A 19,303-nucleotide genomic window follows, 5' to 3' on the forward strand; every position below is an offset into this window, starting at 1 on the left:
TGGGTACCCGCAGACGTGAGCGCGCCGCGGTCCCCGTAGGCGTGAGCGCGCGTCCCCGCCCACACGAACACGCGGGCGACCCGGGAGGGTGCGCCGGCGTGTTCGTGATCGACGATCAGGCGTTGGCGAGCCAGACGGCCGTGTCGGCGGGAAGCTGACGTCCGTCGAGCGGTTCGCTCGAGACGAGGACGTCGCCGGTGGGCAGATCGATCGCGTCGTCGCCGAGGTTGGCGATCACCGTGACGTCGCCGCTGCGGAAGGCGAGCACCGTCTCCGGGTAGCCGTCGAGCCAGGTGAAGGGGGCGGCGCCCAGGCCGTGCGCCTTCCGCACCTGGAGTAGGTGCGTGTAGAGCGCCAGCGTGGAGTCGGGATCGCGCTGCTCCACGTCGCGCGCGTGCTGCGCCCACTCCGCGGGCTGCGGCAGCCACGATGCGCCCGTGCCGTTGAAGCCGTAGGCGGGGGATGCGGCCTCCCACGGGATCGGGACGCGGCAGCCGTCGCGGCCGTACTTCTCGTGGTTCGTGCGGAACCACGTCGGGTCCTGGCGCGCGTCGTCGGGGATGTCGATGACCTCGGGCAGCCCGAGCTCCTCGCCCTGATAGATGTAGGCGGAGCCGGGCAGGGAGAGCATGACGGCGGTGGCCGCGCGGGCGCGGCGCAGGCCGAGCGCGGGGATCGGCTGGGCTTCGGAAAGCGGTCCGATGCCTTCGCCCTGCGGGCTCTCGGCCGAGAGGGCGAGGCGCGAGGCGTGACGGATCACGTCGTGGTTGGAGAGCACCCAGGTGGCGGGGGCGCCGACCGCGGGGAACGCTCGCAGCGAGTCGCTGATGACCGTGCGGAGGGCATCCGCTTCCCACGCCGTCGTCAGGTACGGGAAGTTGAACGCCTGGTGCATCTCGTCGGGTCGCACCCACAGCGCGGTCTTGTCGGGCGTGGGCAGCCACGCCTCGGCGCACAGTGCGCGGTCGCCGTCGTACTCGGCGAGCACCTTGTGCCAGTCGCGGTAGATCTCGTGGACGCCGGGCTGTCCCCAGTAGGGCACGTCGTCCTCGTCGCCGCCCATCGAGTCGCCGTCGGCGGGAGGCGTGTAGTCCGGCAGGCCGTCCTTCTTGATCATTCCGTGGGCGACGTCCACTCGGAATCCGTCGACGCCCCGGTCGAGCCAGAACCGCAGCACGCCGCGGAAGTACTCCTGCACCTCGGGGTTGGTCCAGTCGAAGTCGGCCTGGCTCACGTCGAAGATGTGCAGGTACCACTGGCCCGGGGTGCCGTCGGCCTCGATGACGCGCTCCCACATCCCGCCGCCGAACACGGACTCCCAGTTGTTGGGCGGCAGCTCGCCGTTCTCACCCTTGCCGTCGCGGAAGATGTACCGCGCGCGCTCGGGGCTGCCAGGGGCGGCGACGAGGGCCTGCTGGAACCAGACGTGCTGGTCGGAGGAGTGGTTGGGCACGAGGTCGACGATGACGCGGATGCCGAGGCCGTGCGCCTTGGCCAGCATGGCGTCGAAATCGTCGAGGGTGCCGAACAGCGGGTCGACGTCGCAGTAGTCGGCGACGTCGTAGCCGGCATCCTTCTGGGGCGAGACCATGAAGGGGCTCAGCCAGATCGCGTCGATGCCCAGCTCGGCGAGCGCGTCGAGGCGGGCGGTGATGCCGGGGAGGTCGCCGATGCCGTCGCCGTTGGCGTCCGCGAACGAGCGCGGATAGATCTGGTAGATCACGGCAGCGCGCCACCACTCGGATCCGGGCGCGGCGATCACGGTCGAGGCATCGTGCGTCGAGGTCATGCATCCGATGGTACCGGGTGCGATCGTATCGATTCGAAGCCTGGTTTTCCGTGGGCGGTTCGGGGTCCGTCCGGTTCTGATCGCGGCGATGGTCACGGTGCGCCGACTACCATCGACGGGTGACCCCCTCGAATTCCGCCGCGCTCGACCGCGCCGAAAAGCTCATCGCCGTCATCCCCGACTACCCGGAGCCCGGCGTGCTCTTCCGTGACATCGCGCCGCTGCTCGCCGACGGTGAGGGCCTTCGTGTGGTCATCGACGCGATGCTCGAGCCGTTCGCCGGTACCTACGACGTGGTCGCCGGTATCGAGGCGCGCGGGTTCCTGCTGGCCGGAGCCGCGGCCATCGCCGCGGGCGTGGGCCTCGTGCCGATCCGCAAGGCGGGCAAGTTGCCGCGGCCGGCCGCATCCGTCGACTACGCGCTCGAGTACGGCACCGCGACGATCGAGATGCACGACGACATCGCCCCGGGGACGCGTGTGCTTCTGCTGGACGACGTTCTCGCGACGGGCGGCACCATCGCCGCAGCGCGCGACCTGGTGGAGCGGATCGGTTGCTCCGTGGCCGGCGTGGCCGTGCTCATGGAGCTCGACGCTCTGGGCGGCCGGTCGGTGGCCGGGCACGACGACCTGCACTCCGTGTTCCACGCCTGAGAGCCGGCTTCCGTCCCTCAGAACCGCGAGACGCCACCTCGTGATCAGGCCGCGTAGACGATGCTGCGGAACAGGAGATAGCCGACGACGATGACGGCGCTGCCGGCGACCGGTGCCCACGATGACGCTCGTTGCCGGATGTAGCCGGTCACGAGCCCGGCCGACGTGATCCCCCAGCCGAGGATCAACGCTCCTGTGAGCCCCCAGCGCGCGGTCTGCACCGCCGGGAAGCACTCCGCGCAGTCGATCTGGGAGAACGCGTCCCAGAATGCGAACAGGAGGACGAGGCCGGTCACGGCGCCCTGCAGGAGCGCGAGGCCGAGGGCGGGCGCGACGACGCGGATGTCGCGCCCGCCGGTCTGCGTCATGGTGCCGATTATCGGCCCCTGCATCCGTTGCTCGCAGCATCCATCCCCCAGCGTTGCTGGGGCGCTCGTGTGAACCTCGTCGCGAACACTCGGTTCCGACATACCCTCGGAATATGACTTCCGCTTCGACCGAGGTGCCCGCGTGGCTCCGTGTCGTGGTCTGGTCACTCGCTCTCGGACTCGCCGTGCTCGGCGTCGCGCTCGCTCTGGCCGCTGCGAGTTGGTGGCCGCTCGTCGCTCTCCTCGGGCTTGCGGTCCCGCTCCTCCCGATCTCGGGACGCACGGCTACGGACCGCTGACGCCTGGCTCCTCCCTGACGCGGCTGGCTTCTCGCTGACGCGCGCGGTTCCGTGTCGCCGCGTGCGCGCGGAGGAGCAGTGTGCACGCCGAGTAGCCGCTTGGTCCCGCGCTATGTGCGCACCGGCCAACCGCTGCCGCGCGCGGCCGGCGGCGACTCGGGTTCAGAACGGCGGCGGTGGACCCGTGGGCGGAGGGTCGGGCTCGGGTGGCGCGAACTCGGGGACGAAATGCACGCTGGGTGACGGCGGCTCGTCGATGTAGGTGTATCCGAGGGGCGAGGTCCACGCGAGGACGCCCGCGTGGATCTGTCTCACGCGCCAGCCGGTGAACTGCTTCATGGAGTGGTGGCGTTGACACAGCCCTTCGAGGTTCTCGAGCGTCGTGGACCCGCCCAGTGCGTGGTCGTGCGTGTGGTCGTGCTCGTGGCGAAGGGCGGGCACGCGGCATCCGGGGAACCGGCAGTGCGCGTCGCGGGCGCGCAGCCGACGCCGAAGATCGGGCGTGGGCTGGTAGCGGTCGGTGGCGAGTACCTGGCCCGTCGCGGGGTGGGTCAGCAGGCGATCCCAGCCCGACGCGGCCCCGGCCAGGAGCCGGGCGGTGCCGGCGTCGATCGGTGCTCGTCCAGCGAGGTCGGCCGGATGCTCGGATGCGTGCAGCAGAGTCAGCGCGGGCACGACGACCTGCACGTGGGCGCGGATGGCACCGAGAGTGCCGGGCTGATCGCCGCTGGCGGTGGGATCTACCGCAGGGGACGCGCTCAGGAGGAGGTCGGTGAGGACATCCGCACGTACCTGGTCCACCGTCCGCGCGTCTGACACCACGATCTCGTCTGTTCGATCGCCGCCGATGCGCAGTCGCTGCGCAGCGGCTCCGCGGGCGTCGTGGATGACGGCCGCCATGTGGGTGAGGCGGTCGTGGATGGCGTCGCCCAGCAGGAGGGGGATGATGGCGGTCAGCTCGCACATGCCGTCGTCGAGGGGGTGAACGGTCACGGCGCGCATCTCGGCCGCATCGCGGTGGCGCTCCGTGAGGGTACGCGGATGCAGCCGCTCGGCGATCATCTGCACACTCGTGCGGGCGCGGCCCGCGGTGTCTTCCTCACACCGCACGAGCGCGCGCTGCTCGAACTCCGCTCGTGCGTGCCCTGGCAGCCCGCCGCCGCTCTCGCTGATCACGCGGACGTGCGCCTGCGTGATGTGCCCCGCCTCCCACGCGTCGACGGTTGCCGGATAACTCGTCACGAGCTCGGCGGCCTCGACCATCCGGCGCTGCATCGTGCGGTCTGAGATCCGCAGCGGAACCGCCAGTTCGCTCGCGATGGCGCGGTGGGCCATGTCGGCGCCGCGCGCGGACCGACTCTGCCCGTCGCTCATCCGGCACGCGAGCTCCTCCGCGCGGGCGAGTGCGCGCACCAGACGCGCCTGCGCGGCGGCGAGGTCGGCCTGCGCCGCATCCACCTGGTGTGCGATGGATGCGAGCGCAGCCGCATCCGCGTCGGAGAGACCGACGACGCTCGCAACCTTCGAAGACATGTTCTAAGAATAGGAGAGGTCTCGGACATCCGCCGCTTGAGCCGCAAGCACGGATCTCGTCTCGTGCGGCCGGCTCGACGACCGACGCTGCGGCGCCTTCCATCTGCCCCGCGCGGCGCACGCTGACCGGCCGGACAAATTGAGAATCGATCTCGGATCGTTACCTCCGGGGCAGGCGTAGCCTGACGATGCGCACGGTTACATACGTGCGCATTGAGTTTTCTCAGGAGGTTTGCCATGTCCACCACCGCCCTCGCAGCCGTGCTCAACGGAGTCGACGAGTCGTTCGTCTTCGAAGACGTCGTGCTCCAGGATCCCCGCCCCGACGAGCTGCTCGTCCGCATCGTCGCGGCCGGCCTCTGCCACACCGACCTCGCCGTGCAGCACGGCCACATCCCGAGCGCCTTCCCGCGCGTGCTGGGCCACGAAGGCGCGGGCATCGTCGAGCGCGTGGGCGCCGACGTGACCGGCTTCGCCGAGGGCGACCACGTCGCGGTGTCGTTCGCATCGTGCGGTCGCTGCGAGAACTGTCTCGCCGGACGCCCCGCGTACTGCCTGCAGTTCATGCTCCTCAACATCGGAGGCGTCCGCGCCGACGGAACCGGAACGATGGCTCTCCCCGACGGCGGCGACGTCGTCGGCAGCTTCTTCGGACAGTCGTCGTTCGCGACGCACGCCCTGGTGGCGGCGCGCAACGCGGTGAAGATCGACGAGGACGTCCCCCTCGAACTCGTGGGACCGCTCGGATGCGGTATCCAGACCGGCGCGGGAACCGTGCTGAACTCGCTCGGCGTCGGCGCGGGCGACGCGCTCGTGGTCAGCGGAACGGGGGCCGTCGGGCTGTCGGCGATCATGGCGGCCAAGGCTGCAGGGGCGACGACGATCGTTGCCGTCGACGTTCTGCCCGAGCGCCTCGAGGCCGCGAAGCGTCTCGGTGCCACGCACCTCGTCGACGGTAAGGCGGACGACGTCGTCGACCAGATCAAGGCGGCCACGGGCGGCATCGGAGCCGAGTACGCGCTCGACACCACGGCGATTCCCGCGGTCATCGGCAATCTCGTCGCTTCGGCGCGTTTCGGAGCGAAGGTCGCCACGGTCGGCGTTCCGAAGCCGGACGCGGTCGCCCCCGTCGGCCTGTTCTCCGGCTCCGGTGTGACCCTCGTCGGCGCGATCGAAGGCGACGCCGTGCCGCAGACCTTCATTCCGAAGCTGCTGGCCATGTACAAGGCCGGCGAGTTCCCGTTCGACACCCTCGTGACCACCTACCCGTTCGATGAGATCGAGAGGGCGATCGCCGACACGCAGTCCGGCGCAGCCGTCAAGGCCGTCCTGGTCATGCCCTGACCGCGTCCTGATCGGGGGGGCGACCGGTGATCTCCACGGTCGCCCCCGAAGTACCCGGCGGCGACGCCCGGGACGAATCCACAGCCGCATCCCGTTGCGATCACGGGCGGGACCGCCTCGGAGACAATGGTGTGTCGGTGGATCAGGAGGTCGCTCATGCCGCGTTCGTCACGGAGGTCTCGCGCGACCCCTCTGTCCCTCTCGGCGGTCCTGGCCACGGGGATCGTCATCTCCCTCGCCGGATGCGCATTGCCGGGCATCGTCCCCCTCGAAGCGGGAGCGCCATCGTCCTCGAGCACGGAGGAGACCGACCTCCAGAGCGTGTACGACGCGGTGCTGGCAGCCGATCCTCGTGTCGCCGACCCATCGGCGAGCGTCTCCCTCTCCGGTGTCGCGCGGACGATGACCGTGGTCGTGCTCATCGAGGGTGAGGAATCGGTGACGACGGCGACGCTCACCGCGATCCTCATCGCGGTGCGCCACGCGACGGCCCGGAGCATCGAGACCGTCACGGTGATCGCGCGGGAGGCGGCCGACGAGGAGAAGATCGTCAACCTGACGCCAGCCATCGCCGGCCTTCCCTCCGACGTCACTGCGCTGGGCGACGGAGGAGTGACGCTCTCACGCGTCGACCTCGACAAGCTCGTTCCGGTGGAGTGACCCGATGAGGCGCCCGCAGTCGAAGAGAGGCCGCATCCTTCACCGCCTCGTCAGAGCCGCCGTGCTGCTCAGCGCCGCCGCCGCCGTCGCGGTGCTCTTCGTGATGACGACCGGTGCGATCGAGGTGGAGCAGGCGATACCGACGATCATCGTGCTGGGCATCGCCGCCGGCCTCATCTCCAGCATCCGGTACTTCACGGTGCGGCTTCCCCTCGCGATGGATCCTGCCACGATCGAAGCGGGGAACGAGACGTGGGGTCGCCTGCGCGGACTCGCGGGCGACATCGGCTTCGCGCTTCTGGTCGGCGTCGTCGGGTGGATCGCCGTCTGGATCGTCCGCGCGCTCTCGCTACGGCCGGATCAGTCCTCGGCCGGCGACGGGCTCGCGCTCTTCATCATCGACGCCGCATGGTCGGCGGGATGGCTGCTGAGCACCATCGCGGTCTTCCTGGTCTGGATGCCGACAGCCGCGTTCATCGGGATGAGGCGTGCCCGCCGGCGGGGTGCGACCCCGAGCAGCGGCTGGCGCATCCTCGCATGGGCGCTCCTCGGCCTGGACGTCATCGTCCTCGTGATGATCGCGGATGCGGTCTTCGTTCCGAAGGAGCACGCCGGGCCCCTGGCGTGGTGGCAGATCGTTCTGTCGGTGCTCGCCGGGATCGTGGGCCTGCTGCTGGTCCTGCTGGCGCTCGCCACCGTGTCGTGGCGCTGGTGGCCGAGGAGGTGGCGCCGGAGCAGGAAGGCGCCGACCGCGGTGGTCGAGCACCCGACCCGCTCCCACGAATCCGAGAGCTGAGCCGTCGCGTCGGAACCCACTGGCAGGGTGGCCGCATGGTCACACCGTTCGAGTTCCGGCGCACACCCACGCCCGCCGACGTGAAGGCTTACAGGTCCCTGTCCGAAGAGGAGCGTCTGCAGGCGCGCATCGCGCTCGCGGGTAAGGCGCAGCTCAACACGGCCGTCGCCGTCTCTGCCACCGCTCTCGTGGTGGCCACCATGAGCTTCGTCCCCCGGCTCACCGCGGGCTGGTCTCTGTCGAACCTGGTCATCGTCCTGCTCTTCTGCGTGGCGGTCATCTCCTTCGCGGGCATGGCCCTCGTGCTCGCGGGCCGCGACCCGCAGCGCACAGGTCGCGCATGGCGAGAGGTCTTCGACTACGTTGACGCCCACCATCCTCCGAAGGCTCAGGGGGCGGATCCGCACAGGTGCCTCCTCACCCGGTGGCGGAGGCGCCTCGCGTCGAGGAGCGCCCGCTGAGCGGGCGGCACGCCCGCTCAGCGACCAGCGGGTTGGTCAGTCGACGCGGCCGAACTGCTGGATCCCGACCACGTCCAGCAGCCGCAGCTTCTCCTCGTCGCTCGAACCGGGCACCGCGGTGAGCACGAGGAGGGACTGCGACTGGTCCTCGGTGAACAGCACCTGGCAGTCCACCTCGACCGGTCCGATCTCAGGGTGCAGCAGCACCTTGTGATCGCTGAACCGGCGCGCCACCTCCTGCCTCTCCCACAGCGCCGCGAACTCGTCGCTGATCTGCAGCAGCTCGTCGACGAGCGCCTGCGCGCGCATCCCCTCGACGGCGAGCACGGCGCGAAGCCCCGAGACGAGAGCACGCGACTGCCGTTCGTGGTCGTCACGCGGATAGCGGGCGCGTACCGCATCCGGGTGTGCGAACCAGCGGTACGCCTCGTAGCGCTCCCACCCTCTCGCCCCGGCATGATCGCCGAGCAGTGCCGCACCCATCCGGTTCTGCAGCAGCGTCTCGCCCAGTGACGAGATGATCACCGCCGGTGTATCCGCGAGACGGTCGAAGACGCGCTGGAGCGCAGGGGCCACGTGATCACGAGCCAGGATGCGGTCGGGAGCGTTGTGACCGGCGACGCGGAACAGATAGTCGCGCTCGTCCGCCGACAGCCGCAGCGCACGAGCGAGCGAGGCGAGCATCTGCGTGCTCGGCTGCGGTCCTCGCTGCTGCTCGAGCCGCGTGTAGTAGTCGGTCGACATCGCCGCGAGCTGCGCGACCTCCTCGCGGCGCAGGCCGCTCGCACGCCGGCGCGGTCCTGTCGGCAGCCCCACGTCACCCGGGCGCAGCTGTTCGCGACGAGAGCGGAGGAATTCGGCGAGGGCGGCGCGATCCATGCGTCCATTGTGTGCGGCCAGTCGCATCCGGAGCCAGGGATCGACGATCCGCCCGTGACACCCGCGGACCTCGTAGGAGGGCTTGAGCAGGTCCGAGTGCATGGTTAAGGTCCCACGCATGACCGATCGAGCGGTTCCCCACCTTCCGTCCCGCGACTTCGAGGCGACGGTCGCGTTCTACGGCGGTTTCGGGTTCCAGCCCACGTATCGCGACAGCGAGTGGCTGATCATCGAACGCGGCGACCTGCAGCTCGAGTTCTTCCCTGCCGCCGATCTGGATCCGACCCGGAGCTCGTTCATGTGCGGCCTGCGCGTCGACGATCTCGACACGCTCTACGACTCCATCCGGGCGAGCGGCGTCGCTGAGCGGACAGAGGGGCACCCTCGGCTGCACGCCCCGCTTCGTCAGACCTGGGGGCGTCGGGTCGCGCACCTCATCGACCTCGACGGCACGCAGGTGAACCTCATCGAGAACGAGCCCTAGGCGAGCTCGGCGCGCCGGAACAGGCGCCACGACCGCGCGCCCAGAAGGAGCGCGACGGCCACCACCACGGCGGGGACTACGAGCCACTCCGCGCCGCCGGACCAGCCGATGCCGATGCCGTCCGGGTTCGAGAACGCGATGACGGGGACGAAGAGGAAGCGAGCCTGGGCGCTCATGGGCGCGGCAGTATCGACGACCGCCAGCATCCCTCCGACGAACGCGAGGAAGATCACCCAGTACGTGAAGAGGGCAGCCAGAGCGGTGAGCACGCCGATCGACCACAGCGGCCTCGGTCGTCCCCCCTCGCCGTATCGTGCCGCGAGTGCGCGCGGCGACCCGAGGTCACCGAGTGCCGCCTCGAGGGGTCGCGGATCATCGTCGATCTCCTCGCGCAACGAGCGGAGGATGCGGCGGCGTTCGGATGCGGGCACCGCAGCTTCGAGGTGCCAGTCGACGCGCATCAGGTAGAGCGATGCGCGCAGCCCCGTCGAGCGGCGGGTGGATCGTGAACCGGTCATGCGCCTTCCCTTCCGGAAGTGAGTGCGTGATCGACGGCCGAGGCCGTCTGTTCCCACTGCGTGCGGGCATCGGCGAGTGCTGTCATTCCCGCCGAAGTGAGCGCGAAGTACTTCCGAGGCGGCCCGCTCGGCGAGGGCTTCGAGGTCGTCGTCACCCAGCCCTCGCGCTCCATCCGGTTCAACACCGGGTAGACGAGACCCGTGCTCGCATCCAGGCCGAGCGCAGCGAGCCGTTCGACGAGCTCGTAGCCGTACGACTCGCGCGCATGGATGAGGTGCAGCGTGAGCATCGGAAGCACCGCCCTTGTGAACTGCGCATCCTGTCGAGCCTGTATCCGTGACACGCTAATAGTGAAACACGAATAGTACGTGTTCGCCATCCCTGCTCATCGGAGGATCCGCGATCCCCCGATCACCGCTCCCTTCACGGATGCGGTGACTCCGGCGACGCTCGAGGCATGGACATCTCCGGAAACACCGTCTTCATCCCCGGCGCGACCAGCGGGATCGGTCTGGCGCTCGCGCTCCGCCTGCAGGAGGCCGGCAACACGATCGTCGTCGGCGGCCGGCGCCGCCGGCTCCTCGAGAAGATCGCCGCTGACCATCCCGGCATCGACACGGTCGAGATCGACACGGCGGATGCGGCGTCCGTGCGCGCCGCCGCCGCATCCGTCGTCGAACGCCACCCCGCCCTGAACGTGCTCGTCACGATGGCGGGCGTCATGCACGTCGAGGACTGGACGACGCCCGACGGCTTCCTCGCCTCGGCTGAGCAGACCGTCGCCACCAACGTGCTCGGCCCCATCCGCCTCATCGCCGCCGTCATCGAGCAGTTGCGCGCGCAGCGGTCCTCGACGATCATCACCGTCTCTTCCGGCCTCGCCTTCGCACCGCTCGCCGCGACTCCCAGTTACAACGCGTCGAAGGCGGCCATCCACATGCTCAGCGAGTCGCTACGCCTGCAACTGGCGGGAACGTCCGTCGCGGTGAAGGAGCTCGAGCCGCCCTCCGTGGCGACCGATCTGCTGCCGGGGCAGCGCGACAGTGCGTTCGCGATGCCGCTCGATGCGTTCGCCGACGAGGTCATGCAGCTGCTGCGCGACGAGCCCGATGCGCCGGAGATCCAGGTCGAGCGCGTCAAGTTCCTGCGGTACGGCGAGGCGCGCGGCGATTACGACCAGGTGGTCGCCACCCTCAACCAGTCCGACCCACACGGCAAGGGGTGATGTGGCGACACTCGGGCTGCAGCATTCCGCTGCGGCGAGCGGATGCGGCGGATGAGGGCCGACGCTACCCGCGCGACGAGGTCTCGTCGCGCACGAGCCCGATGATCCCGCGAAGGGTCAGCAGCACGCCGAGCACGAGCGAGAACCAGAGCCATCCCGTCGGTTCGATGATGAGGCCTGCGACGGAGACGCCGAGGGCGAGCAGTCCGAACACGAGCATGAAGATCGCGACACCGCGAGAGATGGTCCCCAACATGCGGTGAGCGTAGCGTGCCGCGGGTGCGTGTGGGGCGTTTCGTCTCGGTGGCCTCGGAACACGATCGCGCGGGTGTCCGGGTTCGTTCGGGATGCGGCAGCGACCGTTCCTCGGCGACCCGGCCGACCGTACGCTCGCGGCAGAGACCCGAGGAGCGCCGTGATCCGATTCGCAGACTTCATGCCCGTGCCCGCCCCCGAACGCACGAAGGTGAAGTTCAACATCCGCGCAGGCGTGGGCGGCGCGGCCGCATACGACCTGCTGATGGCCGACGATCCCGAGCCCTGGCTGTCCATGACGCGGTACCGCTCGCGACACCAGAACAACAATATGGGCCGAGCGGAATATGTCCTGGCGTTCGCGCAGTACTACCCCTACGGACCCGAGTACTTCGTGTTCGGCGGCCTCTTCCGGGTCGAGCCGACCGTCCCCGAGACGCTCGGCGACGACGGCTATCGGCTCACCCCGCTCGACCGGTACTCGGAGTACGTGAAGCGCCTCATCGTGAAGCTGAACGAGCCCATCGGCCGCAACCTCTACCTCCGCTCCTACGACAACCTGCAGGACGGCCCCCTCGCCCCCGAGGTGTACGAGCTGGCCCGGGACGTGAAGCTCGGGGCCTTTCCCGGCTACCAGAACGTACGGCTGCGTCACGGGGACCTGCAGCGCATCATCGCGAACGACGAACCGAGCTGGAAGGACGCCCTCTCCAGCGTCAAGGGCGTGTACGTCATCACCGACCTCAGCGACGGGCGCCTCTATGTCGGCTCGGCGTCGGGTGAGGCGAACGGCCTCTGGCAGCGGTGGGCGGGCTACGCGAACGTCGCCGATCTGACCGGCGGCAACCGCGAGCTCGAGCTGATCAAGCTCACACGCGGCGACGGTCACATCGTCGAGCACTTCCAGTACTCGATCCTGGAGATCTTCGACCCCAAGACCCGCGCGGAGACCATCGTGCAGCGCGAGTCGTTCTGGAAGCTCGCCCTCGACAGCCGCGCTCACGGGCTCAACGCCAACTGACCGGGCACCCGCGCCGTCGCGACCGATGTCCGGATTCGTCCGGGAGTGGCCTCCCCGGCCGGGCCCGTCCCTCCACGGCACCTAGCGTCGAGGCGTCATGACGCACGGCGAGAGGACACGAGCATGCCGGACGGGAACGTCGACTGGGACTTCTGGGCGCAGATCGCGACGGTGATCGCGGCGTTCGCCGTGCCGATCGCCGTGCTCGCCCTCGTTCTCGAGATGCGCCGGACGGCGGCCGCCCAGGCCGCTCGTGTGGTGGCGTGGACCGTGGTGCCGCACGACCGCATCCGCTCCGCCGGGGTGCGCGGGATCGTCATCGTGAACGAGTCCGAGCAGGTCGCCCGTGACGTGCGCATCGACGTGCACGCGGAGGGAACGGATGCGGTGACCGCCGTCTATCCGATCGTCCCGCCCGGGGCGCACTTCCTCACCCTCCAGGAACGCCAGGCAGCCGATGCCGAGGGGGAGGCGCCGTGGGTCGGCGAGGGCAACGACTACGTGCTGCTGCCCGTGAATCAGAAGGACGGCGCGCTCACCATCAGCCTTCGTCACGCGCAGACGTCTCCCGGCGACGAGATGCGCCAGTACGAACTCCTGCCGTGGACGAAGGCGGGCACGCAGTCGGACTCGAGCTTCGCCGCGGAGGTCTTCGAGTACTCCCTCGGGAACACCCGCTGGCGCCGTCGGTCCGACCTCAGCATCCGTCGCCGCCGTCCGGCGCGGGCGCGGGGGTGGCAACTGTGGCGTCCGCGCCCCGCGGGACAGCCGGAAGTGGGCGAGCGCCGGTTCCCGGAGGTGTCGCTCAACAGCGAGCAGGCCAGGCTCGTGATCGCCGACACGGAGGACACGTACCAGCAGTCGCGAACGCTGATGGATGCGGTGGGCCAGCGACTCGCCGGCGGCATCGACCCGGCCGAGTCCAAGCCGGTGACCGACCGGCGACTGCTCGAGGCCGGCATCGTCGAGATGCGTCGGACGCGCGAGTCGACGCGGCAGGGAGAGGTCGGTCGCGGCGCCCTGGCGTTCGAGTTCTCCTACGCACCCGCGGGAGGGGAGGCGGTGGCCGCCTACTCGTTCGGCGCGTCGCAGTACGGCGATGTGCCGGCCTGGTTCGGGCGCAAGACGCCCAAGGGGGCCGAGTCCGTGTCGTTCAAGAAGCGCGGGTGGCATCCGAAGCGCCGCAAGGCGTCCGACTGGCCCGCCGACGGCGCGGAGCTCGCTGCGGCCATCGTCGATGCGATCGTGGAGGACCTGCGCGAGCACGTCCCCTCGATGGATGCGGCCGCAACCGCTGACTTTCGCTGATGGACTCGCTGTACCGACCGCATCCGTCCTGGCTGCCGGCGACGTACCTACTGTTGGCGACGATCGGGCTCATCGCCCTCCCGCTCGCCGTCATGGGGAGGGTGGACGAGTCGACCGTCGTGCTCGTCGGCCTCGTCTACGTCCCGCTCGGCTGGGTGGCGATCACCCTCGCTGCGGCCGTGCGGATCCGTCCGCGGGTGCGGTTCGACGCCGCGCGATGGGTGGGCCTGCTGGCGCTGCCCGCCTGGGGCTGGTCGTGGCTGTGGACGAGGTTCATGCGCCTCGTGGCCACGCACTTCCTGCGAACGGTCATCATCACGTCGATCGTCGTGTGCGTCGGGGTCGTCGCCGGGCTGCTCGCGGCGGGCGTCAGCGGATGGATCGTGCTCGTGGTCGGCGTCCTCGCGCTCGGGGTGCAGATCGGCGGCGTGCGCTGGGCCAACGGGTACGCGTCGGGCTACACCGGGGGCGTCAGCGTGTTCGCGCTCGCGGCGGCCGGCATGTTCGTCGTCGGATGCCTCGGGTGGGTGTTCGCGCTGGCCGCCGGTGTGTTCTTCCTCGCCCTTCCGGCGCTGCTCGCGTGGTTCGTCCTCGGTGTGCTGGGCGCGCCGGTGTGGCTCGTGATCACGGCCGTCGCGATGGCGCTCGCGAGCTTCGTGGTGCCCTTGATGCTCGAGCTGCGCTCCACCTCCCGCGTGCGTCAGCTTCCCCGGTAGGTGGAGTACGCGAACGGGCTCAGCAGCAGCGGCACGTGGTAGTGCGGCCGGTCGGCGATCGTGAAGGTCACCGTCGCGAGAGGGTAGAAGGTCTCGACGCCGCGGTCGGCGAAGTACGCGCCGGTCGCGAACGTCAGTGCGTACATTCCCGCCTCGAGAAGGTCCGGGCCGATCGCGAGACGGCCGTCCGCATCCGTGAATCCCTCGGCGACGCTCTCGATCGCACCGCCCTCATGATGCCGGTGCAGGGTGACCGCGACGTTCGGCGCCGGCGTTCCGGCGGTCGCGTCGAGGATGTGGGTGGTCAGGTGGCTCATTCCGCCTCCTCCGGTTCGGCCTCGTCGGCGACGATCGTCGCGTCCAGGCGCAGCAGCGCGATCTCGGCCAGCTGCGCGGTCGCCTCACGGGCTTCGGTGTCGTCGTCGTTGCCGAGTCTGCGGTGCAGCTCGGCGAGCATCTCCTGGGGGCTGCGACCCGCGGCGCGGATGAGGAAGACGCGGCCGAAGCGCTCCTCGTACGCGCGGTTGCCCGCGGAGATCGCGGCGGCCACATCGTCCGCCGCGGTCGACATCGCGGCCTGTTCCTTCCGGGACGCATCGGCCTCGGCGCCCGAGCCCGTCGGCTTCTCCCCGATCCGCGGATGATGTGCGAGCGCCGCATCCAGATCGGCCCGCGACCACACGCCGGCGAGGTCGCCGGCGTAGGAGCGGAGGGCGTCGATCGAGGCGAAGGGGCGCGCGGCGACGATCGCGTCGACCCAGCCCGGCACCGCCGCCCACACCGACACGACCAGCGACGCCTCGGCGGCGTCGAGGGCGTTGAACTCGTCCAGTTGCATGCGCGCCACCCTACCCAGCCCGCATTGCCGTCGCGTGACCCGGCGGGCGCGTGCGCGCGGAATGTTGGTAACAGTTACATTTGCGAAATGTGGAGCACTTAGCGTTGTCGGCATGACGACCCCCGCACCCGCCGTCATCGCGGCGCGACGTGTGTTCCTCGACGGGGCCTTCCGCCCCGCCACCGTGACCGTGACCGATGGGCGCATCAGCGCGATCGGCGATTTCGATCCGGATGCGGAACGCGCTCTGCCGGACGACCTCGTGCTGCTGCCGGGTCTCGTCGACTCGCACGTGCATCTGAACGATCCGGGTCGGGCGAGCTGGGAGGGCTTCGACACGGGGACGGCGGCGGCGGCCGCGGGCGGTGTCACGACCGTGCTCGACATGCCGCTCAACAGCATTCCGGTCACCACGACCCCCGCGGCCCTGGCGGAGAAGCGGGCCGCTGCGAGCGGACGCATCGCCGTCGATGTGGGCTACTGGGGCGGCGCCGTACCGGAGAACATCGGCCGCCTACGGGAGCTCGCCGAGGCGGGCGTCGTCGGCTTCAAGTGCTTCCTCTCGCCGTCGGGCATCGACGAGTTCGGACACCTCAGCGCGGAGCAGCTCGATGAGGTGCTCACCGAGCTCGCCGCCTTCGACGGACTGCTCATCGTCCACGCCGAGCACCCCGCGCACCTGCACGCCGACGGCGCGCTCGGTGTGCACTACGCGGACTTCCTCGCCTCCCGCCCGCCCGCCAGCGAGCGGGCAGCGATCCAGCTCGTGATCGAGACCGCGCGGCGCACGGGTGCGCGCGTGCACATCGTGCACGTCTCCGACGGCACGGCGCTCGACGACGTCAGGGCGGCCAAGGCCGAGGGCGTGCGGATCACCGTCGAGACGTGCCCGCACTATCTGACCCTGGATGCGGCGGCCGTTCCCGACGGCGCCGCATCCTTCAAGTGCTGCCCGCCGATCCGCGACCTCGCCAATCAGGACCTGCTCTGGCAGGGCGTCCTCGACGGCACGATCGACGCGATCGTCAGCGACCACTCGCCCGCGACCCCGGAGCTCAAGGGCGAGCCGGACTTCGGCCTTGCGTGGGGCGGGATCTCGGGCCTGCAGACGGGGCTGTCGAGCGTGCACACCAGAGCGCTCGAGCGCGGCATCCCGCTCGAGGCGTTCCTGCCGCTCATGACGACGGGGCCGGCGCGTGTCGGCGGACTCGGCTCCCGCGGCACGATCGCCGTCGGCGAACCCGCCCACCTGACCGTCTTCGCGCCCGATGAGACGTTCACGGTGGATGCCGCTGCCCTCGAGTACCGCAATCCGCTCTCGCCGTGGCACGGAGCGAGCCTCACGGGCGTCGTCGCCGAGACGTGGCTGCACGGCGAGCCGGTGTACCGTCGCGGCGAGGGTCTGCTCGCGCGCACCGGACGCGAGCTGATCGCGGCAATCGACGAGGAGCGCCAGTGAGCACACCCATCCTGCAGCCGGGCGTCGGCGACGTCACGGGCGAGCACTACCTTCCCGCCGCCGTCGAGAACGTGTTCTGGGGCCGGCTGCCCTGCGCGACCGACGCTCCGGTGCTGCGGATCGAACCCGGCGCCACCGTCACGGTCGACACCGTGAGCCACGAGGGGATCCTCGAGGATCAGGGCAAGGATCCCCGCGCCTTCTTCGGCGCGCACGGCGTCGCCGCCGAGCAGGTGCTCGAGGATGCGGTGGCGATCGCCGCATCCCTCTCGCGCGACGTGATGGCCGACGGCCCGCACGTCGTGACCGGGCCCATCCATGTCGCCGGCGCCGAACCGGGCGACCTGCTGCAGATCACGGTCGTGCGGCTCGAGCCGCGGGTGCCCTACGGCGTGATCAGCAACCGTCACGGCAAGGGCGCGCTCGTGGGCGAGCTGCCTCGCGGCGAGCGCAACGTGAGCGTGTTCACCCCCGTCGTCGAGCAGGACGGCGCTCTCGTGGGCACGTTGCCGCTCGTCGAGGGGGGACCGGTGGCGGTGACCTTCCCGCTCGCGCCGTTCCTGGGCACGATGGGTGTGGCCGTCGCAGGCGAGGACCGCCCGCACTCCGTGCCGCCCGGAGCGCACGGCGGCAACATCGACATCAAGCTGCTGACCGAGGGTGCCGTGCTGTACCTGCCGGTCCAGGTCGCGGGCGCGCTCGCGTACGTCGGCGATCCGCACTTCGCGCAGGGCGACGGCGAGGTCGCGCTCACCGCGCTTGAGGCGTCACTGCGGGCCACGCTGCGGTTCGACGTCGTGCCGCGCGCGGTCGCGCTGGCGGAGTTCGGCGAGCTCCTCGGACCGCTCGTGCGCACCGACGAGTACCTCGTTCCGACGGGGCTGGACCCCGACCTCGGCGAGGCGATGCGTCGCTGCGTACGCGCGGCCCTCACCCTGCTCCAGGCGCGGTACGGCATGGCCGAGCACCTCGCCTACGCGTACCTCTCCGCCGCGACCGACTTCGACATCTCGCAGGTGGTGGACATCGTGTGCGGTGTGCACGCCCGCATCCGGGAGGCGGACTTCGCGAATGCACCTTCCATGACGGATGCGGAGGGCCGGGCATGAGCGAGATCCCCGCCGACCTCCGGGCCGCCTTCGACCGCTACGAGCGGGCGATCCTCGACAACGACCTCGCGGTGCTCGACGAGATGTTCGCGCCCGGCGACGAGACGCTGCGCGGGGATGCGGCCGGGCTGCTCGTCGGCCACGACGTGATCAGCGCCTTCCGGGGTGTGCGCGGCGGAGTCGCGCCGCGGACGATCCAGCGCATCGAGTACCGGCCGCTCGCCGACGACCTCGCCCTGCTCGTCTCGGTGTCGCGCTTCACCGGCGGCGGCACGGGGCTGCAGACCCAGCTGTGGCGGCGCGGCGGAAGCGGATGGGTCATCGAGGCCGCGCACGTGACGGGCAAGGCCCAGGCGCTCGACCGGTCGGTCTGGCGCACGGTCGGCGACCCGCTGTGGCAGGGCGCATGGGAGGGTCCGCTCGAGGGCCTCAACGTCGCCGTCAAAGACCTCTTCGCCATCAAGGGCTACCGCATCGGCGCGGGCAACCCGACCTTCCTCGAGACGGCGAGGCCCGAGTCCACCACGGCTCCCGCCGTCGCCGATCTGCTGCGCGGCGGGGCGTCGCTGCGCGGCATCGCGCGCACCGACGAGTTCGCCTACTCGATCGCGGGGGACAACGCGCACTACGGCACCCCTCCCAACGGTGCGCTCCCGGGCGCGCTGCCGGGCGGATCGTCGAGCGGACCCGCATCCGCCGTCGCGACAGGGCAGGCGGAGGTGGGACTCGCGACCGACACCGCGGGGTCCGTGCGCGTGCCCGCTTCGTACCAGGGCCTGTGGGGCCTGCGAACGACTCACAACCTCGTACCGCGGCAGGGGATGCTGCCTCTCGCGCAGTCCTTCGACACGATCGGCTGGCTCACGCGCGACGGCAGCACCCTTCAGCGGGTGGTCGACTGGTGCCTGAGCTACGACGGCTCCGAGTCGACCGAGAGCGTCTTCGGCGAATCCGCGGGCGACCTGCCCTGGCGCTTCGTCATCCCCGAGGACGTGCTGACCCACGTCGAGCCCGACACCCGGGCGGCGTTCGACGCCTACGTGGAGCGGCTCGCCGCATCCGAGAGGGCGCCGGAGATCGAGACGGTCTCGATCGGCGATCTCGACGAGTACTTCGAACCGTTCCGCACCGTGCAGGCGGCGGAGGCCTGGCGCAACAACCGCGAGTGGCTCCGGGCCCACCCGGGATCCACGGGGGCGGCGGTCGCCGAGCGGTTCCGCATCGCCAGCGAGGTCACGGCCGAGGCGGAGCGCATCGCTCGCCAGGCGCTCGAGCCGCTCCGCGAGCGCGTGCACTCCCTCCTGCAGAACGCCGTGCTGCTGCTGCCCACGGTGCCCGGTCCCGCCCCGATGCGCACGTCGGATCCGGCGAAGGTGGACGCGGTGCGTCAGGCGACGCTGCGCATGACGACGCCCGCGGCCGTCGCCGGCACCCCCGCCCTCTCGATCCCGCTGCTCACCGTCCGCTCGCAGCTCGGCCCCGCGCCCGTCGGGGTCTGCCTCGTCTCGCGCAGCGGCACCGACATCGCCCTCGTCCGCCTCGGACGCCGCCTCGCGGCGCTCTGACCGCGATCCCCAGGAAGCACTC

General features: G+C 70.5%; 23 protein-coding genes. 14 read left to right on the plus strand and 9 right to left on the minus strand.

Annotation, left to right across the window (positions count from 1 at the left end; translation table 11 throughout):
- Window positions 1-115: 115 nt before the first annotated feature.
- Window positions 116-1,789, minus strand: coding sequence for a glycoside hydrolase family 13 protein (locus tag LXM64_RS00610; RefSeq protein WP_234074183.1), 1,674 nt, complete (start codon window positions 1,787-1,789; stop codon window positions 116-118).
- Window positions 1,790-1,908: 119 nt separating this feature from the next.
- On the opposite strand from LXM64_RS00610, the gene LXM64_RS00615 reads away from it, so the two are divergent.
- The gene (locus LXM64_RS00615; RefSeq protein WP_234074184.1) at window positions 1,909-2,442 is read left to right on the plus strand and encodes an adenine phosphoribosyltransferase; all 534 of its coding nucleotides are present in this window, start codon (window positions 1,909-1,911) and stop codon (window positions 2,440-2,442) included.
- A 44-nt stretch (window positions 2,443-2,486) separates the two neighbouring features.
- Here the strand turns inward: LXM64_RS00615 and LXM64_RS00620 are convergent, their stop codons facing one another.
- Window positions 2,487-2,810 (minus strand): hypothetical protein, encoded by a 324-nt coding sequence (locus LXM64_RS00620; RefSeq protein ID WP_234074185.1) that lies wholly within the window; start codon window positions 2,808-2,810, stop codon window positions 2,487-2,489.
- 113 nt (window positions 2,811-2,923) lie between these two features.
- On the opposite strand from LXM64_RS00620, the gene LXM64_RS00625 reads away from it, so the two are divergent.
- Window positions 2,924-3,109, plus strand: a complete 186-nt coding sequence (locus LXM64_RS00625; RefSeq protein WP_234074186.1) for a hypothetical protein — start codon at window positions 2,924-2,926, stop codon at window positions 3,107-3,109.
- Between the two features lie 162 nt (window positions 3,110-3,271).
- Here the strand turns inward: LXM64_RS00625 and LXM64_RS00630 are convergent, their stop codons facing one another.
- Complete coding sequence (locus LXM64_RS00630; RefSeq protein ID WP_234074187.1) at window positions 3,272-4,642, minus strand: HNH endonuclease signature motif containing protein; 1,371 nt, start codon at window positions 4,640-4,642, stop codon at window positions 3,272-3,274.
- Between the two features lie 237 nt (window positions 4,643-4,879).
- Between LXM64_RS00630 and LXM64_RS00635 the strand changes: the two genes are divergently transcribed.
- From LXM64_RS00635 to LXM64_RS00650, 4 genes are all read left to right on the plus strand, one after another.
- Entirely contained in the window at window positions 4,880-5,986 is a 1,107-nt protein-coding gene (locus LXM64_RS00635; protein ID WP_234074188.1) for an NAD(P)-dependent alcohol dehydrogenase, read from the plus strand.
- 156 nt (window positions 5,987-6,142) lie between these two features.
- A complete protein-coding gene (locus LXM64_RS00640; RefSeq protein WP_234074189.1) occupies window positions 6,143-6,646 on the plus strand; it encodes a hypothetical protein in 504 nt (167 codons plus the stop codon).
- Between the two features lie 4 nt (window positions 6,647-6,650).
- The gene (locus tag LXM64_RS00645; protein WP_234074190.1) at window positions 6,651-7,442 is read left to right on the plus strand and encodes a hypothetical protein; all 792 of its coding nucleotides are present in this window, start codon (window positions 6,651-6,653) and stop codon (window positions 7,440-7,442) included.
- A 35-nt stretch (window positions 7,443-7,477) separates the two neighbouring features.
- Window positions 7,478-7,903, plus strand: coding sequence for a hypothetical protein (locus tag LXM64_RS00650; RefSeq protein ID WP_234074191.1), 426 nt, complete (start codon window positions 7,478-7,480; stop codon window positions 7,901-7,903).
- A gap of 36 nt (window positions 7,904-7,939) precedes the next feature.
- Here the strand turns inward: LXM64_RS00650 and LXM64_RS00655 are convergent, their stop codons facing one another.
- Window positions 7,940-8,782 (minus strand): helix-turn-helix transcriptional regulator, encoded by an 843-nt coding sequence (locus tag LXM64_RS00655; protein WP_234074192.1) that lies wholly within the window; start codon window positions 8,780-8,782, stop codon window positions 7,940-7,942.
- A 118-nt stretch (window positions 8,783-8,900) separates the two neighbouring features.
- On the opposite strand from LXM64_RS00655, the gene LXM64_RS00660 reads away from it, so the two are divergent.
- Complete coding sequence (locus tag LXM64_RS00660) at window positions 8,901-9,266, plus strand: bleomycin resistance protein (protein ID WP_234074193.1); 366 nt, start codon at window positions 8,901-8,903, stop codon at window positions 9,264-9,266.
- Here LXM64_RS00660 and LXM64_RS00665 read toward each other — a convergent pair.
- Together LXM64_RS00665 and LXM64_RS00670 are read right to left on the minus strand one after the other, a co-directional pair.
- On the minus strand, window positions 9,263-9,784 hold the full coding sequence (locus LXM64_RS00665) for an HAAS signaling domain-containing protein (protein ID WP_234074194.1): 522 nt from the start codon (window positions 9,782-9,784) through the stop codon (window positions 9,263-9,265). The two genes, LXM64_RS00660 and LXM64_RS00665, sit on opposite strands and share 4 nt — an antisense overlap.
- Window positions 9,781-10,074, minus strand: coding sequence for a PadR family transcriptional regulator (locus LXM64_RS00670; protein WP_234074195.1), 294 nt, complete (start codon window positions 10,072-10,074; stop codon window positions 9,781-9,783). The genes LXM64_RS00665 and LXM64_RS00670 overlap by 4 nt, the downstream gene beginning before the upstream one ends.
- 168 nt (window positions 10,075-10,242) lie before the next feature.
- Here LXM64_RS00670 and LXM64_RS00675 point away from each other — a divergent pair, with 168 nt between their 5' ends.
- Complete coding sequence (locus tag LXM64_RS00675; protein ID WP_234074196.1) at window positions 10,243-11,010, plus strand: SDR family oxidoreductase; 768 nt, start codon at window positions 10,243-10,245, stop codon at window positions 11,008-11,010.
- Window positions 11,011-11,074: 64 nt separating this feature from the next.
- Here the strand turns inward: LXM64_RS00675 and LXM64_RS00680 are convergent, their stop codons facing one another.
- Window positions 11,075-11,266, minus strand: coding sequence for a hypothetical protein (locus LXM64_RS00680; RefSeq protein ID WP_137418399.1), 192 nt, complete (start codon window positions 11,264-11,266; stop codon window positions 11,075-11,077).
- A 159-nt stretch (window positions 11,267-11,425) separates the two neighbouring features.
- Here LXM64_RS00680 and LXM64_RS00685 point away from each other — a divergent pair, with 159 nt between their 5' ends.
- The 3 genes from LXM64_RS00685 (at window position 11,426) to LXM64_RS00695 (ending at window position 14,310) form a co-directional block, all read left to right on the plus strand.
- On the plus strand, window positions 11,426-12,286 hold the full coding sequence (locus LXM64_RS00685) for a GIY-YIG nuclease family protein (RefSeq protein ID WP_234074197.1): 861 nt from the start codon (window positions 11,426-11,428) through the stop codon (window positions 12,284-12,286).
- 123 nt (window positions 12,287-12,409) lie between these two features.
- Window positions 12,410-13,594, plus strand: a complete 1,185-nt coding sequence (locus LXM64_RS00690; RefSeq protein ID WP_234074198.1) for a hypothetical protein — start codon at window positions 12,410-12,412, stop codon at window positions 13,592-13,594.
- Window positions 13,594-14,310: a hypothetical protein gene (locus LXM64_RS00695; RefSeq protein ID WP_234074199.1), complete on the plus strand. Its 717-nt coding sequence runs from the start codon at window positions 13,594-13,596 to the stop codon at window positions 14,308-14,310. The genes LXM64_RS00690 and LXM64_RS00695 overlap by 1 nt, the downstream gene beginning before the upstream one ends.
- Here the strand turns inward: LXM64_RS00695 and uraH are convergent.
- On the minus strand, window positions 14,295-14,627 hold the full coding sequence (gene uraH / locus LXM64_RS00700; RefSeq protein ID WP_137418396.1) for a hydroxyisourate hydrolase: 333 nt from the start codon (window positions 14,625-14,627) through the stop codon (window positions 14,295-14,297). The genes LXM64_RS00695 and uraH overlap by 16 nt on opposite strands.
- On the minus strand, window positions 14,624-15,148 hold the full coding sequence (uraD, locus tag LXM64_RS00705) for a 2-oxo-4-hydroxy-4-carboxy-5-ureidoimidazoline decarboxylase (RefSeq protein ID WP_234074200.1): 525 nt from the start codon (window positions 15,146-15,148) through the stop codon (window positions 14,624-14,626). Before uraD ends, uraH begins: the two co-directional genes overlap by 4 nt.
- 112 nt (window positions 15,149-15,260) lie before the next feature.
- Here uraD and allB point away from each other — a divergent pair, with 112 nt between their 5' ends.
- Genes allB through LXM64_RS00720 form a run of 3 tightly spaced genes read left to right on the plus strand, consistent with a single transcriptional unit; the run spans window position 15,261 to window position 19,281 of the window.
- Window positions 15,261-16,607, plus strand: a complete 1,347-nt coding sequence (gene allB / locus LXM64_RS00710; RefSeq protein WP_137418394.1) for an allantoinase AllB — start codon at window positions 15,261-15,263, stop codon at window positions 16,605-16,607.
- Window positions 16,604-17,716 (plus strand): acetamidase/formamidase family protein, encoded by a 1,113-nt coding sequence (locus LXM64_RS00715; protein ID WP_234074201.1) that lies wholly within the window; start codon window positions 16,604-16,606, stop codon window positions 17,714-17,716. The genes allB and LXM64_RS00715 overlap by 4 nt, the downstream gene beginning before the upstream one ends.
- Window positions 17,713-19,281, plus strand: coding sequence for an AtzH-like domain-containing protein (locus tag LXM64_RS00720; RefSeq protein WP_234074202.1), 1,569 nt, complete (start codon window positions 17,713-17,715; stop codon window positions 19,279-19,281). Before LXM64_RS00715 ends, LXM64_RS00720 begins: the two co-directional genes overlap by 4 nt.
- Window positions 19,282-19,303 lie beyond the last annotated feature (22 nt).

The sequence above is a fragment of the Microbacterium binotii genome (assembly GCF_021398715.1).
GTDB lineage: Bacteria > Actinomycetota > Actinomycetes > Actinomycetales > Microbacteriaceae > Microbacterium > Microbacterium binotii_A.

What these genes read in the sequence shown, in the direction of transcription:
- LXM64_RS00610 (WP_234074183.1), bottom strand. Translation starts at nt 1,789, where the DNA reads ATGACCTCGACGCACGATGCCTCGACCGTGATCGCCGCGCCCGGATCC.
- LXM64_RS00620 (WP_234074185.1), bottom strand. Translation starts at nt 2,810, where the DNA reads ATGACGCAGACCGGCGGGCGCGACATCCGCGTCGTCGCGCCCGCCCTC.
- LXM64_RS00625 (WP_234074186.1), top strand. Translation starts at nt 2,924, where the DNA reads ATGACTTCCGCTTCGACCGAGGTGCCCGCGTGGCTCCGTGTCGTGGTC.
- LXM64_RS00630 (WP_234074187.1), bottom strand. Translation starts at nt 4,642, where the DNA reads ATGTCTTCGAAGGTTGCGAGCGTCGTCGGTCTCTCCGACGCGGATGCG.
- LXM64_RS00635 (WP_234074188.1), top strand. Translation starts at nt 4,880, where the DNA reads ATGTCCACCACCGCCCTCGCAGCCGTGCTCAACGGAGTCGACGAGTCG.
- LXM64_RS00640 (WP_234074189.1), top strand. Translation starts at nt 6,143, where the DNA reads ATGCCGCGTTCGTCACGGAGGTCTCGCGCGACCCCTCTGTCCCTCTCG.
- LXM64_RS00645 (WP_234074190.1), top strand. Translation starts at nt 6,651, where the DNA reads ATGAGGCGCCCGCAGTCGAAGAGAGGCCGCATCCTTCACCGCCTCGTC.
- LXM64_RS00650 (WP_234074191.1), top strand. Translation starts at nt 7,478, where the DNA reads ATGGTCACACCGTTCGAGTTCCGGCGCACACCCACGCCCGCCGACGTG.
- LXM64_RS00655 (WP_234074192.1), bottom strand. Translation starts at nt 8,782, where the DNA reads ATGGATCGCGCCGCCCTCGCCGAATTCCTCCGCTCTCGTCGCGAACAG.
- LXM64_RS00660 (WP_234074193.1), top strand. Translation starts at nt 8,901, where the DNA reads ATGACCGATCGAGCGGTTCCCCACCTTCCGTCCCGCGACTTCGAGGCG.
- LXM64_RS00665 (WP_234074194.1), bottom strand. Translation starts at nt 9,784, where the DNA reads ATGACCGGTTCACGATCCACCCGCCGCTCGACGGGGCTGCGCGCATCG.
- LXM64_RS00670 (WP_234074195.1), bottom strand. Translation starts at nt 10,074, where the DNA reads ATGCTCACGCTGCACCTCATCCATGCGCGCGAGTCGTACGGCTACGAG.
- LXM64_RS00675 (WP_234074196.1), top strand. Translation starts at nt 10,243, where the DNA reads ATGGACATCTCCGGAAACACCGTCTTCATCCCCGGCGCGACCAGCGGG.
- LXM64_RS00680 (WP_137418399.1), bottom strand. Translation starts at nt 11,266, where the DNA reads ATGTTGGGGACCATCTCTCGCGGTGTCGCGATCTTCATGCTCGTGTTC.
- LXM64_RS00690 (WP_234074198.1), top strand. Translation starts at nt 12,410, where the DNA reads ATGCCGGACGGGAACGTCGACTGGGACTTCTGGGCGCAGATCGCGACG.
- LXM64_RS00695 (WP_234074199.1), top strand. Translation starts at nt 13,594, where the DNA reads ATGGACTCGCTGTACCGACCGCATCCGTCCTGGCTGCCGGCGACGTAC.
- uraH (WP_137418396.1), bottom strand. Translation starts at nt 14,627, where the DNA reads ATGAGCCACCTGACCACCCACATCCTCGACGCGACCGCCGGAACGCCG.
- uraD (WP_234074200.1), bottom strand. Translation starts at nt 15,148, where the DNA reads ATGCAACTGGACGAGTTCAACGCCCTCGACGCCGCCGAGGCGTCGCTG.
- allB (WP_137418394.1), top strand. Translation starts at nt 15,261, where the DNA reads ATGACGACCCCCGCACCCGCCGTCATCGCGGCGCGACGTGTGTTCCTC.
- LXM64_RS00720 (WP_234074202.1), top strand. Translation starts at nt 17,713, where the DNA reads ATGAGCGAGATCCCCGCCGACCTCCGGGCCGCCTTCGACCGCTACGAG.